This is a genomic window from Bradyrhizobium sp. USDA 223 (assembly GCF_044909005.1).
GTDB classification, from domain to species: domain Bacteria; phylum Pseudomonadota; class Alphaproteobacteria; order Rhizobiales; family Xanthobacteraceae; genus Bradyrhizobium; species Bradyrhizobium yuanmingense.
This window is the reverse complement of the sequence record NZ_JBIYDR010000001.1, coordinates 6,168,317-6,186,120: the sequence shown is the minus strand read 5'-3', so window position 1 is coordinate 6,186,120 and position 17,804 is coordinate 6,168,317. Positions and strand designations below refer to the sequence as shown.

Here is a 17,804-nt window from a genome sequence, read left to right as displayed (position 1 = left end):
CGCAAATTGAGGAGATGCGGCGTGGCGAAGAAGACCGTGACCAAGAAGAAAAGTGTGTTGAAGAAGACGGCGAAGGCTTCGAAGAAGGGCTCCGGCCGCAAGAGCGCCGTGGCCAAGCCGGCCGGAAAGGCCGCTGCCGGCAAATCGGCGAAGCCGCGGCGCCCGAACGGGCCGGCCTGGCAATGGTCGGCGGTCGAGACCGCGGCTGCGATCCGCTCCGGCGCCATCTCCGCGGTCGAGGCGGTCGAAGCGCATCTCGAACGAATGCGCACCGTCAATCCGAAGCTGAATGCGGTCGTCGTCGATCTCTCGGAGGAAGCACTCAAAGCGGCGCACGCGGCCGACAAGCAGCGCGCCAAAGGCGGCGAGCTCGGTCTCCTGCACGGTGTGCCGATTACGATCAAGGAAAATGTCGACTACGAGGGCCGGCCGAATTTCAACGGCGTGCCCGCCAACAAGGACCTCATCGCACCATCGGATGCGCCCGTGGTGCGCAACCTGAAGAAATCAGGCGCGATCGTCATCGGTCTCACCAACACGCCCGAATTCTCCTTCCGCGGCTTCACCGACAATCCCCTGCATGGGCTGACGCTCAATCCCTGGGATGCCGACATCACCTGCGGCGGCTCCTCCGGGGGTGCGGGCTCGGCGGTCGCTGCGGGCATCGGCACCATCGCCCACGGCAACGACATCGGCGGCTCGCTGCGCTGGCCGGCGCATTGCAACGGCGTTGCCACCATCAAGCCGACGCAGGGCCGCATCCCCGCCTTCAACGGAAGCGCAACGTCGGAGCGGCCGATGCTGGCGCATCTGATGTCGGCGCAGGGGCCGCTCGCGCGCCATGTTGCCGACGTGCGCCTCGCTTTGGAGGTGATGAGCCAGCGCGATCCGCGCGATCCCTGGTGGGTGCCCGCGCCGCTGGTCGGCGAGCGGCCGAAGCGGCCGATCAAGGTTGCACTGGCAAAGATCCCCGAGGACATGGACGTCGATCCCTCTGTCGCCGCGGCGCTGCGCCAGGCTGCCGATCATCTCGAGCGGTCCGGCTACCGCGTCAGCGAGGTCGAGGTGCCCGATATCAACGGGGTCTGGCAGACCTGGTGCGACATCATCACCAACGAGACTGTGATGATGCAGGAGGCCGCCATGCTGAAGGTCACATCCGAGGATTTTCACAAGTCCTGGGGCGGCATGAAGGCCAAGGCCAACGTGCTCGATCTCAAGGGCTGGATGCAGGCGACCGCCGCGCGCAACGGCCACATCCGCGCCTGGCAATTGTTCTTCGAGGAGTATCCGGTGGTGCTGGCGCCGACCACGGTGAAGCCGACGCCGGGCCCGCGCGAGGACACCGTCAGTCCCGAGCGCGTGCGCGAGATCTTCTGGGGCGAGATCCGCTTCATCTCCGCCATCAACGTGCTGGGCCTGCCCGGCGCCGTGGTGCCGGTCGCGCTGCATGACGGCAAGCCGATCGGCGTGCAATTGATTGCCGGCCGCTATCGCGAGGATCTCGCACTCGATGCCGCGGCCGCGATCGAAAAGCGCGTCGGCGTGCTCACGCGCAAGCTCTGGGAGATGATGGGATAGGGCGATAATCCCGCTGCGAGTTTTTGATAACGTACGCTTAACTAGTCCGAACCACATGGGCAGAACGCTGGTCGATAAGCGCCCACATGCAGCCGCTCCAGACGTCAGGCGTCCATTATCCTCTTCATCGTGGCCCTTTGCATTGACCGTGGCGTCAAACGATTTGAAAAGGCAGCCATCTTGTTCGACAGGCCTGCGACCACCATGGCCTTTCCTTGCAAGAGCGCCCGAATACCGCTTTCGGCGACCGGACGCGGCTTCATGGTGAGGAGGCGCAGCAAGCTTGAAGCGGTTGCGCCGGCTGCCGCATCGAAGCCCGTCGCGGTGTGCCCCGGGCAGAGACTGGTAACGACCACGCCATGCGGGCGGAGTTCGTCATGCAGAGCTTCGCCAAAGGCCAGCACATAAGCCTTGGTTGCCGCATAGGCCGCGTAGCTGGGAACGGCCTGGAAGGCCAGGAGGCTGGCGATAAGAAGGATATGTCCGGATCGCCGCTGAGCCATGTCGCGGCCGAACAGATAGGTCAGCTCTGTGAGCGTGGTGATGTTGAGCTGGATCATATTCGCGGTTTGCTCGATCGGCGTGTCCAAGAAATCGCCGTGCAAGCCGAAACCGGCATTGTTCACCAGGATGTCGATCGTCACCGACCTCGCGTCGAGACTGCTTTTCAGGCGGTTGGCCGCGCCCGGTGCGGCAAGATTGATCGCCTCGACCAGCACATCCACGCCATATTTGCTGCGGAGATCGGAGGCAAGCTTGTCCATGGACTCTCGCCGTCGAGCCGCCAAGACGAGATTGACTTTCTGCCCCGCCAGCAGATCTGCGAATTCAAGACCGAGGCCACTCGACGCGCCCGTGACCAGCGCCCATTTTCCGGCAAAGTCGTCTGTTGCTTCTTTTGACATCGTTCTCTTTCTAATTTGATCAGCGAATGGGCCGTGCGGATTTTCACTCCGAACACCGGCCTCTCCCGCTCAAGCGGCAGCGGCGTCTCGAACCTGTTCGGCCGCGGCATCCAAAAGCGCTTGAGCCAGATCGGGGTCGTTGACGACGCGAGAGAGCGTCACCGCGCCGACCATCGTCGCGAGAATGCCCATGGCCTTGCCGCGCGAGGCCTCGCCGTCGTTTCCGGCGATGAAGCGGCCGAGCACGTCGAGATGGGCTTTGATTCCCGCTTCGAATTCCGCCTTCACCTCGAGGCCCTGTCGGGCGGCATCTGCGCCGAGCGCCACGATCGGGCAGCCGTCCATCTTCTCTTCGCGATGGTCGCCACTGAGGTAGAACCCGATCACGGCGCCAAGTGGATCGTCAGGATGCGCCGCGGCTGCGTCTGACCATCGGCCGGATGCGCTTTCCAATGCGCGCCTGGACGCCTCCACCGCCAGATCCTCTTTTGAAGCGAACTGCTTGTAGAAGGCGCCCTGAGTCAGCCCGGCACCCTTCATCAGATCCTTGAGGCCGATGCCATCAAAGCCGCGCTCCCTGAAGAGGCGACTGGCCACATTGATCACGTTTTGGCGGTTCTCGGCCGCCTGGGTGCGACTCACTCGCATCGCGGATCTCCAATTGGATTTCGTTCGACTGCTATATCAAATATAGAGTTCGATTGCAATCTATCAATCTGTGCAGCCTGATTTTCGTACGTGCGCGGGGAAAATCGGGGGGTCTGGGATCACGCTTCCGTTATAGGCCAAAAATTGGATTGCGATCGAAATCTAACATGTCTATAGAAGTCATACGACATCTAATTCTCAAAGGAGATGGGTCATGAAAAGGGGTGTTGCAGTGCTCGCCGGTATTCTGGTTCCGGCGGGGGTAGCGACCTTCGTTTCCCTTGCCATTCCCGCCCACGAAGCCTCCGCGGTGATCGATCCAAGGCAGGAACCCCCGATGGTCCGCCTGGTGACAGCCACTCGGGTCAGCGGATCCGAGCGCGGTTTCACCGGGACGGTCGGCGCGCGAGTGGAAAGCAATCTCGGTTTTCGCGTTGCCGGGAAGATCGTCGAACGACTCGTGAATGTCGGTGAGCAAGTCAAATCCGGCCAGCCCTTGATGCGGATCGACGAAACCGACTTGCGCCTCGCGGTCACAGCGAAGCGCAACGCGGTCGCCGCGGCGCGCGCTGTTGTCGTTCAGACCGACGCCGACGAGCGGCGATACGCCAACCTGATGAACGACGGATGGACTTCAAAGCAGCGCTACGAGCAGGCGAAGGCCGCGTCGGACACCGCCAAGGCGCAGCTTGCCGCGGCCGAAGCCGAGGCAGGCGTCGCCGAGAACCAGGCGACCTATTCCGTTCTGGTCGCGGATGCGGACGGGACGGTCACCCAGACGCTCGGCGAGCCGGGACAAGTGGTTGCCGCCGGCCAAGCGGTCGTTCGACTGGCGCAGTCCGGTCCTCGCGAAGCCGTGGTCGCGCTTCCCGAAACCATGCGGCCGGCGATCGGCTCGCTCGCCGAGGCGAGCCTGTATGGCAGCGATGGGCGCCGCTTTACCGCGCATCTGCGCCAGCTATCGGATTCCGCCGATCCCCAGACCCGCACCTATGAGGCCCGCTACGTGCTCGATGGTGACGCCGCAGCGGCGCCGCTTGGTGCGACCGTCACCATTCGGCTTACAAGCCAGGATCATCAGCCGGAAGTCCAGGTGCCGCTGGGCGCCGTGCTCGATGACGGCAGAACGACGGGCGTTTGGGTCTTCGACAGCGCGACCTCGACCGTGCGCCTGCAGCCCGTCAAGCTGCTTCGTGTGACCAGCGAGACAGCCGTTATCTCGGGATCGAAGTCCGGTGACCAGATTGTTTCTCTCGGCGCTCATCTCCTGCATGAGGGTGCTCGCGTCAGGACTGGCTCGGAAAGCGGGAGCAAGTCGTGAGCTTCAATCTCTCCGCCCTCGCCGTTCGCGAACGGGCCGTCACCCTGTTCTTCATCCTGCTGCTGGCGGCCGCGGGCGCCTACGCCTTCTTCATGCTCGGGCGGGCCGAGGACCCGTCCTTCACCATCAAGACCCTGACGGTCACCACCGTATGGCCGGGCGCGACGGCGCGCGAGATGCAGGACCAGGTCGCCGAACCCCTGGAGAAGCGGATTCAGGAGCTGACCTGGTACGACCGGGTGGAGACGACGACGCGGCCGGGTTATGCCTACATGACGGTGACGCTGAAGGACAGCACGCCGCCGTCCAGCGTGCAGGAGGAGTTCTACCAGGCCCGCAAGAAGCTCGGGGACGAAGCGCGCAAGCTGCCGTCCGGAGTGCTCGGCCCCTTCGTCAACGACGAATATTCGGACGTGAGCTTCGGACTCTACGCACTCAAGGCCAAGGGCATGCCGATGCGCGAGCTCGCAAGGCAAGCCGAGACCATTCGCCAGGATCTCCTGCACGTGCCCGGCGTCAAGAAGATCAACATCCTCGGTGAACGTCCCGAACAGATCTTCGTCGAGTTCTCCTATGCCAAGCTGGCAACTCTCGGTGTGTCGGCAACGGATATCGTTGCCGCCCTGCAGCGACAGAATACGGTGACGCCAGCCGGTTCGATCGATACCAAGGGGCCGCAGGTCTTCATCCGGGTCGACGGCGCTTATGATAGCGTCCAGGCGATCGCCGATACCCCGATCGTCGCTGCCGGGCGGACGCTGAAGCTGTCCGACATTGCTGAGGTCCGCCGCGGATACGAGGATCCACCCACCTACATCATCCGGCACCAGGGCGAGCCTACCATCATGCTCGCGGCGGTGATGCAGGAGGGCTGGAATGGCCTCGCGCTCGGCAAGGCGCTGGAGGAGAGGTCTGCGGCTATCGCTCGGACACTGCCGCTCGGGATGAGCCTCGCCAAGGTCAGCGATCAAGCCGTCAACATCACCTCGGCGGTCGACGAGTTCATGATGAAGTTTGCGATGGCGCTGGGCGTGGTGCTGCTGGTGAGCCTGCTCAGCCTCGGCTGGCGTGTCGGCATCGTCGTTGCGGCTGCCGTGCCCCTGACGCTCGCCGTCGTGTTCCTGATCATGCTGGAGACCGGCCGGTTCTTCGACCGCATCACGCTCGGCGCTTTGATCCTGGCGCTCGGTCTTCTCGTCGACGACGCCATCATCGCGATCGAGGTGATGGTGGTGAAGATGGAAGAAGGCATGGACCGCATCTCGGCGGCGGCCTATGCGTGGAGCCACACCGCGGCGCCGATGCTGTCTGGAACGCTCGTGACAATCGCGGGCTTCCTGCCGGTGGGATTCGCGCGCTCGACCGCCGGCGAATACGCTGGCAACATCTTCTGGGTCGTGGGATTCGCCCTCATCGTCTCCTGGATCGTCGCGGTGATCTTCACGCCCTATCTTGGCGTCAAGATGCTGCCCGCGATCAAGCCGGTCGAAGGCGGTCACCACGCGATCTACGGCACGCCCAACTATCAGCGCCTGCGAGGGCTGATCACCTTCGCGGTCCGCCACAAATTCCTGACCTGCAGCATCGTCGCCGTCGCCTTCGCGCTTTCCGTCGTCGGCATGGCTGGCGTCAAGCAGCAGTTCTTCCCGACCTCCGACCGCCCGGAAGTGCTGGTGGAGGTTCGCCTGCCGGAAGGCACCAGCATCGAGACGACGACGGGCACCGTCGAGAAGCTCGAGGGCTGGCTGCACGATCAACCCGAGGCCAAGATCATCACGAGCTATGTCGGTCAGGGCGCGCCGCGCTTCTTCTTCGCGATGGCGCCGGAGCTGCCAGATCCGGCCTTCGCCAAGATCGTCGTCCTGACGCCGGATGCGGAGGCGCGCGAGGCTTTGAAGCATCGACTCCGACAATCGGTATCACAGGGCCTCGCACCTGAGGCCAATGTGCGCGTCACCCAGCTTGTGTTCGGACCCTATACGCCGTTCCCGGTGGAGTTTCGTGTGATGGGGCCCGATCCCGCGCAATTGTACGCCATCTCTCAGAAGGCTCTCGAAATCATGCGTGGCGTTCCCGATGTACGACAGGCAAATCGGGATTGGGGCAACCGCACGCCCGTGCTCCGCTTCATCCCGGATCAGGATCGGCTGAACCTCATCGGCCTGTCGCCGGCCGAGGTGGGCCGTCAACTCCAGTTCCTGCTCACCGGCATCGCCGTGACCCAGGTTCGCGAGGACATCCGCAATGTCCCCATCGTGGCGCGCAGTGCTGGTGGCGAGCGGCTGGACCCGGCGCGTCTGGCGGATTTCTCGCTGATGAGCCGGGACGGCCGTTCGATTCCGCTCGACCAGGTCGGCCATTCGGAAATCCGACTTGAAGAGCCGATCCTCAAGCGCCGCGATCGCACCCCCGTCGTCACGATACGCTCGGACATCAATGAGGCGACCCAGCCTCCGGAGGTCTCCAAGGAGATCAAGGCAGCCCTGCAGCCCCTGATCGCCTCCCTTCCGGCCGGCTATCGTATCGAGCTGGGCGGATCGATCGAGGAGGCAACCAAGGCCAACGACGCGCTCGCGACGATCTTCCCCGCCATGATTGCCGCCATGTTGATCGTCGTCATGCTGCAGGTTCGATCGTTCTCGACGATGGCGATGGTCGTCCTGACTGGACCGCTCGGCCTCGTCGGCGTCGTGCCGGCATTGCTCCTCTTCAACCAGCCCTTCGGGTTCAACGCGATTCTGGGCCTGATTGGACTGGCGGGCATCTTGATGCGCAACACTCTGATCTTGACCGAACAGATCAAGGAGAACCTTGCCGCCGGCCTTGACGACTATCACGCCGTCATCGAGGCCACGGTGCAACGCACGAGACCCGTGATCCTCACCGCGCTTGCTGCCGTGCTGGCCTTCATCCCGCTCACGCATTCCGTGTTCTGGGGGTCGATGGCTTACACACTGATCGGCGGCACGGCCGTCGGCACGGTTCTGATCCTGCTGTTTCTGCCCGCGCTCTATGCCGCCTGGTTCCGGATCAAGTCGACCGCAGATGACATGCATGAGGCCTCGCGCGAGAAGCCGGAATTGCAAGCGGCATTGGCTGCCGAGTAAGGCTCCATTGATCCCATGGAGGATCGTCCGGTCCGAACGGAAAAAGGATCCGACGAGGCTCACGCTCGCATCCGGGAAACGGATGAAGAGCGCTTGCGGCCGCGTCGGTCACCAGTCGGTCACCACATGGCGTCGGTAGCGGACATTGCCGCCGTTGCCAATTGATCAATCAAATTTAACTCGAATTTTAGCTAACTCGCCAACAAGCATTAGGGTTACTTCCTCGATCTCTAAGCGAATTATTGTCCGCTTTACCACCCGCCTCTAACACGAGGACGGCGGCCAACGCACGCGCCTCATTCTAGGCCAATAAGTGCGGCCCGCTCCACGCGGAGGTGGCACGATGCGCAACGAGACGATCGCTATTCACGCCGGCTACGAGCCTGAAGCCACCACGCACGCAGTGGCCGTGCCGATCTACCAGACCGCGGCCTACGCCTTCGACAGCGCCGATCATGGCGCCGCCCTGTTCAATCTGGAGACCGAAGGCTTTCGCTACAGCCGCATCGCCAATCCGACCAGCGCAGTCCTGGAGAAGCGCATCGCACAGCTCGAAGGCGGCGTCGGCGCGCTCGCGGTCGCGACCGGGCAGGCAGCGCTGCATTTCGCCTTCGTCAACGTCGCCGACCACGGCGGCAACATCGTCTCCGTGCCGCAGCTCTACGGCACCACGCATACGCTGCTCTCCCACATCCTGCCGCGCCAGGGCATCATCGGCCGTTTCGCCGAGAGCGACAAGCCCGAGGCGGTCGAGAAGCTGATCGACGAGAACACCCGCGCCGTGTTCGCCGAGACCATCGGCAATCCCGCCGGCAATGTCTGCGACGTCGAGGCGCTGGCGAAGGTCGCGCACGCGCATGGCGTGCCGCTGATCGTCGACAACACCGTCGCCACCCCGATCCTCTTCAAGCCGTTCGACTATGGGGCCGATATCGCGGTGCATTCGCTGACCAAGTTCTTGGGCGGTCACGGCACCACGCTCGGCGGCGCCATCGTCGATTCCGGAAACTTTCCCTGGGCCGAGCACGCCGATCGCTTCCCGGCCTACAACAAGCCCGACGCCTCCTATCACGGCCTGGTCTATGCCGAGCGCTTCGGCAAGACCGCCTATATCGAGCGCGCGCGCAGCGTCTATCAGCGCACCATGGGCTCGGTGCTGTCGCCGTTCAACGCCTTCCTGCTGCTTCAGGGCATCGAGACCGTGGCGCTGCGCATGGAGCGCCATGTCGAGAACGCCCGCAAGGTCGCCGAATTCCTGCGCGGCGATCCGCGCGTGGCCTGGGTCAACTACACCGGCTTTTCGGACAGCCCCTATTATCCCCTCGTGCAGAAGTACCTGAACGGCAACGCCTCCTCGCTATTCACCTTCGGCATCAAGGGCGGCATGGAGGCCGGCAAGACGTTTTACGATGCGCTGAATCTGATCACGCGCCTCGTCAATATCGGCGATGCCAAGTCGCTCGCCTGCCATCCGGCATCGACCACCCATCGCCAGATGTCGGCGGAGCAGCAGCGCGTCGCCGGCGTGCTGCCGGAGACGATCCGTCTGTCGATCGGCATCGAGCATGTCTCTGATATCATCGAGGACATCGACCAGGCGCTGGAAAAGGCTTGCCCGTCGGCGCGCCGCGAGGCCGCGGAGTAGGCGGCGCCGGCCATGACGATCTTGATCGACAAGAATCAGGTCATCGCGGGCCCGACGCTGGTGCCGGCCGCGCACGATCTCGCGCGCGATGCTGGCGCCGAGCTCACCATCGGCCTTGTCAACAACATGCCGGATGCCGCGTTGAAGGCGACCGAGCGGCAGTTCATGAAGCTGCTTCAGGCCGCGGCGGGCTCGCGCCGTATCCGCTTCCACTGCTTCTCGCTTCCCAGCGTGAAGCGGTCGCCGGAAGCCAAGTGGCACGTCGAGAGCGAGTATTCCAACCTTTCCGATCTTGAGCGCGGCAAGTTCGATGGGCTGATCGTGACGGGCGCAGAGCCGATCGCGCCCGAGCTCGACGGGGAGCCGTACTGGCGCGACCTCACGAACCTGATCGACTGGGCCAAGGTCAACACGCGTTCGACGATCTGGTCGTGCCTTGCCGCGCATGCCGCGGTGCTGCACCTCGACAATATTGAACGGCGGCGGCTGCCGGCCAAATGTCACGGCATTTTCGATTGCGGCGTCGTGACGGACGATCTGCTGACCCGCTCTGCGCCCGCGCCGCTCAAGGTCTCGCATTCACGTCTGAACGAGATCGCCGAGAGCGACCTCGTGCACGCCGGTTATCAGGTGCTGACACGCTCACAGGAGGCTGGCGTCGACGTCTTCATTCGCCAATACGCCAGCCGCTTCGTGTTCTTCCAGGGTCACCCCGAATATGACGCGCTGTCGCTGCAGCGCGAATATCTGCGTGATATCGGCCGCTACCTCGCGCGGGAGCGGGAGACCTATCCGCGCCTGCCGGTGAGCTATTTTGACGCAGCGACGGAAGAGAAGCTGGCGCGCTTCGAGAGGAAGGCGGCGCACCAGCGCCATCCGGCGCTCAGCAACGAGCTGCCCGCGCTGAACCTGCGCGCCGATATCGGCGCCGGCGACGCGGCGGCGGTGCTCTTCCGCAATTGGCTGCGCTATCTCGGCGCGGACGCCGACGCGTCGATCGGTGCGCTAGCCGAAGCGGTCTTGGTTCGGCGTTAGGATTACCCGAGCGTTAGGCTTGCCTCGACCTGCGCACGAATGTTTGGGTAGAGCAAGAAGGCATCACAGGAAACGCAGTCGTGTGGTCGGCACTCCAGGGACGCGTGAGCAATCGGTTGGCCCGGCATTTCCGCGCCGCGCCGCACCGGCTGGCCGCGCATGCGGCGATGGTGAGCTTCACGTTCGACGATGCCCCCGATAGCGCCGCGGGCGAGGGCGCCGAGCTACTGGAGCGGCATGGCGGCCGCGGCACCTATTACCTCGCCGGCAGCCTGATCGGTCGGCCGTCGGAGCATTGGCATGGCCTCTCGGATGATGCGATCGTCCGGCTTCACCGCGCCGGGCACGAGATCGCCTGCCACACCTTCTCGCATCAGAGCTCGGCGACGCTCGACGAAGCCGCCATGGCGCGCGAGATCGAACGAAACCGCAGCCATCTCCGCGGCATCGATGCTTCGATCACGCTGGAGAATTTCGCCTATCCCTATGGCATCGCCTCGGTGTGGCGCAAGCCGCAGCTGACAAAAGCCTTCCGTTCCGCGCGCGGCATTCTTCCCGGCGTCAACAGCGGCGTCATCGACCTCCAATTCCTGCGCGCCTCGCCCTTGGTCGATTGCGAGATCGACGAGGCCGGGGTCGATCGCTATTTCGACGCGGCGGTCGCGAGCGGCGGCTGGCTGATCTTCTACGGCCACGACGTCACCGAAAGGCCGAGCCCCTATGGCTGCACGCCGCATCTGATGCGTCATGCGCTCGAGGCGGCCGGCAGACGCAATATGCCCATCGTGACCGTCGCAGAAGCGCTGCGACGGATCGGGGCGTAGCCTCTTCACCTCTCCCCGCTTGCGGGCAGAGGTCGGATTGCATCGAAGATGCAATCCGGGTGAGGGGGTACAGGTCCAGCGGCGGTCTCATGTGTGGAGAGAAGCCCCTCACCCCAACCTTCTCCCCGTAAGAACGGGGAGAGAGGGATGAAGCAGCGTTGCCTCGCCCTCCAAACAGTCTTGCCACAGCCACACCAGCATGCGACTGGCCTTGTGACGAATCCCACGGCCTGATCTGCTCCGCCCATGTCCGCTCCCTCCAACGCCCCACTGCCTGCGCCGGCCAACGGCCGCGACGCGCTGTCGGTGCTGCATTCGGTGTTCGGCCTGCCGGGATTCCGCGGCGCGCAGGGCGAGATCATCCGCCACGTCACAGACGGCGGCAATTGCCTGGTCTTGATGCCGACCGGCGGCGGCAAGTCGCTGTGCTATCAGCTTCCATCCTTGCTGCGCGAAGGTTGCGGCATCGTGGTTTCGCCGTTGATCGCCCTGATGCGCGACCAGGTCGCCGGCCTGATCGAAGCCGGTGTCAATGCCGCCGCGCTGAACTCGTCGCTGACGCCGCAGGAGGCGTCCGACATCGAGCGCCGCCTGCTCGCCGGCGATCTCGACCTGCTCTATGTCGCGCCGGAACGGCTGGTCACGCCGCGCTGCCTGTCGCTGCTGGCGCAGGCGAAAGTGGCGCTGTTCGCGATCGACGAGGCGCATTGCGTCTCGCAATGGGGCCACGATTTCCGGCCCGAATATGTCGGCCTTTCCGTCATCGCCGAGCGCTTTCCCGACGCGCCGCGGATCGCGCTGACCGCGACCGCCGACGAGCTGACGCGCAAGGAGATCGTCGAGCGGCTTCAGCTGACGGGCGCGCCGCAGTTCGTCTCCAGCTTCGACCGGCCCAACATCCGCTACGAGATCGTCGACAAGCGCAATGCGGTGTCGCAGCTGAAGGAATTCATCCGCGAGCGCCACACGGGCGATGCCGGCGTGGTCTATTGCCTGTCGCGCAACCGCGTCGAGGAGGTCGCCACCGCGCTTGCCGAGGCCGGCATTGCGGCGCTGCCCTACCACGCCGGGCTCGACGGGGCGGTGCGCTCGCGCAACCAGGATCGCTTCCTCAACGAGGACGGCATCGTTATCGTCGCGACCATCGCCTTCGGCATGGGCATCGACAAGCCCGACGTGCGCTTCGTCGCCCATCTCGACCTGCCCAAGAGCATCGAGGCCTATTACCAGGAGACCGGACGCGCCGGCCGTGACGGCAAGCCGTCGGCGGCGTGGATGACCTACGGCCTCTCCGACATCGTGCAGCAGCGCCGCATGATCGACGAATCGGCCGGATCGGAGGATTTCAAGCGGGTCTCGATCGGCAAGCTCGATGCGCTGGTCAGCCTCGCCGAGACGCCGCATTGCCGACGCCGGCGCCTGCTCGCCTATTTCGGCGAGATCGTGATGGGCGAGAGCTGCGGCAATTGCGACAATTGCCTGACGCCGCCGAAGATGCGCGACGGCAAGGTGCTGGCACAGAAGCTGCTGTCCTGCGTCTATCGCACCGGGCAGCGTTTCGGCACCATGCATTTGATCGACGTGCTGGTCGGACGCCTGACCGAGAAGGTCACACAGTTCGGTCACGACAAGCTGTCGGTGTTCGGCATCGGCCGCGAGCTCAACGAGAAGCAGTGGCGCACGGTGCTGCGGCAATTGGTGGCGATGGGCCATTTGCGCAGCGACAGCGAAGCCTACGGCGCGCTCAAGCTGACGGAGTCTTCGCGCGGCGTGCTGCGCGGCGAGACCGAGGTCTGGCTGCGCGAGGAGGCGCCCGGCACGCGGGTTCGCGCCAGCCGCGCCAAGTCACGCCGCGGCGACCTCGCGCCGGCAGCGAGCGCGGCGCAAGGCGACGTCGATCCCGAACTGCGCGCGCGCTTGCGCGCCTGGCGCTCAGAGGTCGCGCGCGAACGCGGCGTGCCGGCCTATGTGGTGCTGCACGATGCCACCATCGACGGCATCGTCCGAGCTTGGCCGACGACGCTGGACGAGCTGCGCAACGTGCCGGGGATCGGCGACAAGAAGCTCGAGCACTACGGCGACGAGCTGCTGCAGATCGTGAGGACGAGGTAGGGCGCAGTCGTCATCCCGGACAAGCGCGCCTCAAGCGCGCGCCGATCCGGGATCCACAACCACAGGGAGAAGTTTGCTGCGGCAGGCCGGCAACCACGAGTTTTCGCCAAACGCCTCCCTGTGGTTATGGTCCCGGGCTCGCGACTTCGTCGCGCTCCGGGACGACAACAGAGTATGACGCGCGAGCGCTACGCTCTCACTCACCCGTTCCTGAACGCATACGCGTACCCGTTCAGGGCCGGCGCGCCGCCGAGATGGGCGTAGAGGATCTTCGCGCCCTTCTCGAAATAGCCCTTCTTCGCGAGATCGATCAGGCCCTGCATCGACTTGCCCTCGTAGACTGGGTCGGTGATCATGCCTTCGAGGCGCGCGGTGAGGCGGATCGCCTCCTTGGTCTCCTCTGACGGAACGCCATAGGCGGGATAGGCGTAGTCCTCGATCAGCACGACGTCGTCAGTGACGAGGTCCTTGCCGAGCTCGACGAGCTTTGCCGTGTTCTGCGCGATCTCGAGCACCTGGGCCTTGGTCTGGGCGGGCGTGAAGGAGGCATCGATGCCGATCACCTTTCGCGCACGGCCGTCAGCCGCAAACCCGACCAGCATGCCAGCATGGGTGGAGCCGGTGACGGTGCAGACGACGATGTAGTCGAACTTGAAGCCGAGCTCGGCTTCCTGCTTGCGCACCTCCTCGGCAAAACCGACATAGCCGAGGCCGCCAAACTTATGCACGGAGGCACCGGCGGGAATGGCGTAGGGCTTGCCGCCCGCGGCCTTCACTTCCTCGATCGCCTGCTCCCAGCTCTTGCGGATGCCGATGTCGAAGCCGTCGTCGACCAGGCGCACGTCGGCGCCCATGATGCGCGAGAGCATGATGTTGCCGACGCGGTCATAGACGGCGTCCTCGTGCGGCACCCAGGCTTCCTGCACCAGGCGGCATTTCATGCCGAGCTTGGCCGCAACGGCCGCGATCATGCGGGTGTGGTTCGATTGCACGCCGCCGATCGAGACCAGCGTATCGGCATTGGAGGCGATCGCATCGGGGATAATGTATTCGAGCTTGCGCAGCTTGTTGCCGCCATAGGCGAGGCCGGAATTGCAGTCCTCGCGCTTGGCATAGACCTCGACTTGGCCGCCGAGATGTTTTGACAAGCGCTCCAGCTTCTCGATGGGCGTCGGGCCGAAGGTCAAAGGATAGCGCGGAAATTTGTCCAGCTTCATGGGTCATCCCGATTGGCGTTGGTGTTGGCGGCTCCCTAGCATTGCATCGGAAAAATGTGCTCTCGAATATTGCGGCCATGTTGCACGACTTCTTGCGTAAGTTGCGATAATTGCTAACATTCCTTCCAGAATAGCACCTATCTGCGGAAGCTTCTTTCATGGCTGCCCGGCTCGACCGCACCGACCTCAAGATATTGAGATTGCTTCAGAATAACGGCCGGCTCAGCAACGCCGAGCTGGCCGAAACGGTCGCGATCAGCCCCGCCACCTGCCACCGCCGCACCCAGCGCCTGGTCGAGGACGGCTTCATCGCCAATGTCCGCGCCATGGTCGCGCCGAAGAAGGTGGGCAAGGGCACGCTGGTGATGGTCGGGGTCGTGCTCGACCGCTCGACGCCGGAGAGCTTTGCCACCTTCGAGCAGGCCGTTGCAAAGCTGAAGTTCGTGCTCGACTGCCATCTCGTCGCCGGCGATTTCGATTACTTCCTCAAGATCCGCGTCGGCGACATGGAGGATTTCAACCGCATCCACGGCGAGCAGCTGATCGCGCTCCCAGGCGTGCGCCAGACCCGGACCTTCTTCGTGATGAAGGAAGTCGTCGACAACGCGCCGCTGGAATTTTAGGCGCAGCTCTTGATGCGCTATCCGCATCATGAGAGATTCGCCCGATGCAGACATTCCCCTTCCGCCAGCACAACCCGGCCGGGCCGGCTTATCGGCGCGGCTGGGTCGACGAGGCCGTGGCCGCGATCGAGGCCGACCAGTGCCGCACCGCCGACACGCATCTGATCCGGCTGATCGTGCCGGCGCTATCGGGCATCGACATCTATCTGAAGGATGAGTCCACGCATCCGACCGGCAGCCTGAAGCACCGCCTCGCGCGCTCGCTGTTTTTGTATGCGCTCTGCAACGGCCACATCCGCGAAGGCACGCCCGTCATCGAGGCTTCGTCGGGATCAACCGCGGTGTCGGAGGCCTATTTCGCAGAGATGATCGGCGTGCCCTTCTACGCCGTGATGCCGCGCACGACCTCGGCGGAGAAGATCGCTGCGATCGAGCATTATGGCGGCAATTGCCATTTGATCGACGACGGCCGCGCGCTCTATGCGGAAGCCGCCGCACTCGCCGCCCGGCTGGACGGCCACTACATGGACCAGTTCACCTTTGCCGAGCGGGCAACCGACTGGCGCGGCAACAACAACATCGCCGAGTCCATCTTCACGCAGTTGCAGGGCGAGCCGCGTCCGCTGCCGGACTGGATCGTGATGGGCGCCGGCACCGGCGGCACGTCGGCCACGATCGGACGCTATCTGCGCTATCGGCAATATCCGACGCGGCTGTGCGTCGCCGATGTCGAGCACTCCGCTTTCTTCGATTGCTTCCGCATGCAGGACCGCTCCCGTGTCTGCGACCGCCCGTCGCTGATCGAGGGCGTCGGTCGCCCCCGCTGCGAGCCGTCCTTCGTGCCCGGCGTGGTCGATCGCATGATGAAGATCCCGGATGCGGCGACGATCGCGGCGATGAACGTGCTGTCGCGACGGCTGCGCCGCCCGGTCGGCGGCTCCACCGGCACCAACTTCCTGGCGCTGTGCCGGCTCGCCTCGGAGATGCGCCAGGCGAACGTCACGGGATCGTTGGTGACGCTGATCTGCGATTCCGGCGAGCGCTACCGGCAGACCTATTACGAGCCCGCTTGGCTCGCCGCGCGCGGCCTCGATCCGGCGCCGTTCGAGGCGGCGCTGTCGTCGTTCCTCGCCACAGGTGAGCCACTGGCGCTGGACGTCGACGACGTGGTCAATCCTCAAAGCCTGCAAAACCCCACGGCGTCATAGCCGAGATCTGCCTGGCATCTGCGAAATCGCACGGTCGTCACGGCAACTTCACTTGCCTTGCGCAGGCATGCAGGTGACGGTTGCGTCTTCTCAACGAGGAGACCCTACCGTGCGCCTTCCCATTCTCGATCCGAAAGAGCTGACCGACGAACAGAAGCCGCTCTATGACGACATGCGGGCCGGCATGCAGGACCACTTCAAGGGTTTTGTGAACATGCGCGAGGACGGCGCGCTGCTCGGGCCCTGGAATCCCTGGATCCGCGAGCCGCGCTTCGGCAAGCCGGTGTGGGAGCTGGTCAAGGCGATCGCGTCGAATCCGCTGCTGCCCGCGGCCGTGCGCGAGGTCGCGATCCTCGTCACCGGCTCGCATTTCCGCTCCGGTTACGAGCTCTACGCGCATGTGCTGGTTGCCGAGCAGCGTGGCCTCTCCGACGAGAAGCTCGCGACCATCGTCGCCGGCCAGCGGCCGGTGGACCTCACCAAGCAGGAAGCCATCGCCTACGACATGGCTTCGGCCCTGGTCAGCGGCGGCGTGCTGCCGGAGCTGACCTGGCGTGCGGCCGTAAAGGAATTCGGCGAGCACGGCGCGGCCGAGCTGTCCTATCTCGTCGGCGTCTACTGCATGGTCTCGGTCACGCTCAACACCTTCGACGTGCCAGTGCCCGAGTAGACGCAGCTGCTTTCCGTCACTCCGCCGCCTTGTTTGCAGGGGGCGGGGGCATCCAGGCGATGCAGCGATTGCGACCCTCGGCCTTGGCCTGGTAGAGCGCATGGTCGGCCGCGCCCATCAGCGCATCGATGCCGGACATGCTGACGGTCGCCTCCGCGATGCCGATGCTCACGGTGAGACCGAACTGAAGCTTGTCGGCAAAGACCGGCGTGCTCATCACGCGCTTGCGGATGCGCTCGGCCACCGTCCTAGCCCGGGACAGGCTGGTTTCCGGCAGCAGCACGGCAAACTCTTCGCCGCCGAGACGGCCGACGATGTCCGATTTGCGCTTGCCGTCGAGGCAGGCGGTCGCAACGGCCTTGATTGCTGCGTCGCCCACGGCATGACCGTAGCGATCGTTGACCGACTTGAAGTGATCGATGTCGAGCATCAACACCGAGACGGAGCGATAGTAGCGCTGAAAGCGGCTCCATTCCGCATCGAGGTTGTTCAGAAAATGGCGGCGATTGTGGAGGCCGGTGAGCGGATCGGTGGTGGCGAGCTTCTCCAGCATTGCGGCTTTTTGCGTCAGATCGGTGATATCGACATAGGTCAGCATGCGACCGCCATTCGACATCGTGGTGCAATGAGCCCTGATGCGGCGTCCGTCCGGCGTCTGTAGGTCGCGCACGTGATCGCCGGCCTTGACCTCCTCGACGCGCCGCGCCGGAAACTTCGCGAGCTCGCTGCTCGGAAGATTGGGCGCGCTGGCGCGATGCAGACGTCGGACCAGCGAGGAGTAGGTCGGCCGGCTCGCCGCCTCGTCTTCGCTGACCTCCCAGAACCGTCGCATCCGCCGGTTCATGAAGGTGGCGTGTAGGTCCGCATCGAGCAGCAGGACTCCCATCCTGAACGTTCTCCAAGGCATC

Annotated in this window: 14 protein-coding genes; 10 read left to right on the top strand and 4 right to left on the bottom strand. The window is 64.4% G+C overall.

All coding sequences use genetic code 11. The annotated features are described in order from the left end of the window. The first annotated feature begins 21 nt into the window (after positions 1-21). The gene (locus ABIA40_RS28840) at positions 22-1,581 is read left to right on the top strand and encodes an amidase family protein (protein ID WP_404544587.1); all 1,560 of its coding nucleotides are present in this window, start codon (positions 22-24) and stop codon (positions 1,579-1,581) included. A 104-nt stretch (positions 1,582-1,685) separates the two neighbouring features. On the opposite strand, the gene ABIA40_RS28835 is transcribed toward ABIA40_RS28840, so the two are convergent. Together ABIA40_RS28835 and ABIA40_RS28830 are read right to left on the bottom strand one after the other, a co-directional pair. Then, on the bottom strand, positions 1,686-2,486 hold the full coding sequence (locus ABIA40_RS28835) for an SDR family oxidoreductase (RefSeq protein WP_271539754.1): 801 nt from the start codon (positions 2,484-2,486) through the stop codon (positions 1,686-1,688). Positions 2,487-2,555: 69 nt separating this feature from the next. Next, positions 2,556-3,134, bottom strand: coding sequence for a TetR/AcrR family transcriptional regulator (locus tag ABIA40_RS28830; RefSeq protein WP_271539753.1), 579 nt, complete (start codon positions 3,132-3,134; stop codon positions 2,556-2,558). 214 nt (positions 3,135-3,348) lie between these two features. Here ABIA40_RS28830 and ABIA40_RS28825 point away from each other — a divergent pair, with 214 nt between their 5' ends. From ABIA40_RS28825 to recQ, 6 genes are all read left to right on the top strand, one after another. Continuing rightward, positions 3,349-4,455: an efflux RND transporter periplasmic adaptor subunit gene (locus ABIA40_RS28825; protein ID WP_404544584.1), complete on the top strand. Its 1,107-nt coding sequence runs from the start codon at positions 3,349-3,351 to the stop codon at positions 4,453-4,455. Continuing rightward, positions 4,452-7,562 (top strand): efflux RND transporter permease subunit, encoded by a 3,111-nt coding sequence (locus ABIA40_RS28820; protein ID WP_404544581.1) that lies wholly within the window; start codon positions 4,452-4,454, stop codon positions 7,560-7,562. The genes ABIA40_RS28825 and ABIA40_RS28820 overlap by 4 nt, the downstream gene beginning before the upstream one ends. Before the next feature lie 343 nt (positions 7,563-7,905). Next, entirely contained in the window at positions 7,906-9,207 is a 1,302-nt protein-coding gene (locus ABIA40_RS28815) for an O-acetylhomoserine aminocarboxypropyltransferase/cysteine synthase family protein (RefSeq protein ID WP_271539750.1), read from the top strand. Between the two features lie 12 nt (positions 9,208-9,219). Next, the gene (locus ABIA40_RS28810; protein ID WP_271539749.1) at positions 9,220-10,242 is read left to right on the top strand and encodes a homoserine O-succinyltransferase; all 1,023 of its coding nucleotides are present in this window, start codon (positions 9,220-9,222) and stop codon (positions 10,240-10,242) included. Positions 10,243-10,322: 80 nt separating this feature from the next. Beyond that, positions 10,323-11,066 (top strand): polysaccharide deacetylase family protein, encoded by a 744-nt coding sequence (locus ABIA40_RS28805; RefSeq protein WP_404544579.1) that lies wholly within the window; start codon positions 10,323-10,325, stop codon positions 11,064-11,066. Between the two features lie 246 nt (positions 11,067-11,312). After that, complete coding sequence (recQ, locus tag ABIA40_RS28800; protein WP_404544576.1) at positions 11,313-13,178, top strand: DNA helicase RecQ; 1,866 nt, start codon at positions 11,313-11,315, stop codon at positions 13,176-13,178. 200 nt (positions 13,179-13,378) lie between these two features. Here recQ and ABIA40_RS28795 read toward each other — a convergent pair whose 3' ends face one another. Then, complete coding sequence (locus tag ABIA40_RS28795) at positions 13,379-14,395, bottom strand: 1-aminocyclopropane-1-carboxylate deaminase (RefSeq protein WP_036014767.1); 1,017 nt, start codon at positions 14,393-14,395, stop codon at positions 13,379-13,381. Positions 14,396-14,553: 158 nt separating this feature from the next. Between ABIA40_RS28795 and ABIA40_RS28790 the strand changes: the two genes are divergently transcribed. From ABIA40_RS28790 to ABIA40_RS28780, 3 genes are all read left to right on the top strand, one after another. Further along, the gene (locus ABIA40_RS28790; RefSeq protein WP_404544573.1) at positions 14,554-15,018 is read left to right on the top strand and encodes an Lrp/AsnC family transcriptional regulator; all 465 of its coding nucleotides are present in this window, start codon (positions 14,554-14,556) and stop codon (positions 15,016-15,018) included. Between the two features lie 44 nt (positions 15,019-15,062). Next, on the top strand, positions 15,063-16,226 hold the full coding sequence (locus ABIA40_RS28785; RefSeq protein WP_404544571.1) for a PLP-dependent cysteine synthase family protein: 1,164 nt from the start codon (positions 15,063-15,065) through the stop codon (positions 16,224-16,226). A 109-nt stretch (positions 16,227-16,335) separates the two neighbouring features. After that, on the top strand, positions 16,336-16,896 hold the full coding sequence (locus ABIA40_RS28780; protein ID WP_271539745.1) for a carboxymuconolactone decarboxylase family protein: 561 nt from the start codon (positions 16,336-16,338) through the stop codon (positions 16,894-16,896). A gap of 16 nt (positions 16,897-16,912) precedes the next feature. On the opposite strand, the gene ABIA40_RS28775 is transcribed toward ABIA40_RS28780, so the two are convergent. Further along, a complete protein-coding gene (locus ABIA40_RS28775; RefSeq protein WP_404544568.1) occupies positions 16,913-17,782 on the bottom strand; it encodes a GGDEF domain-containing protein in 870 nt (289 codons plus the stop codon). Positions 17,783-17,804 lie beyond the last annotated feature (22 nt).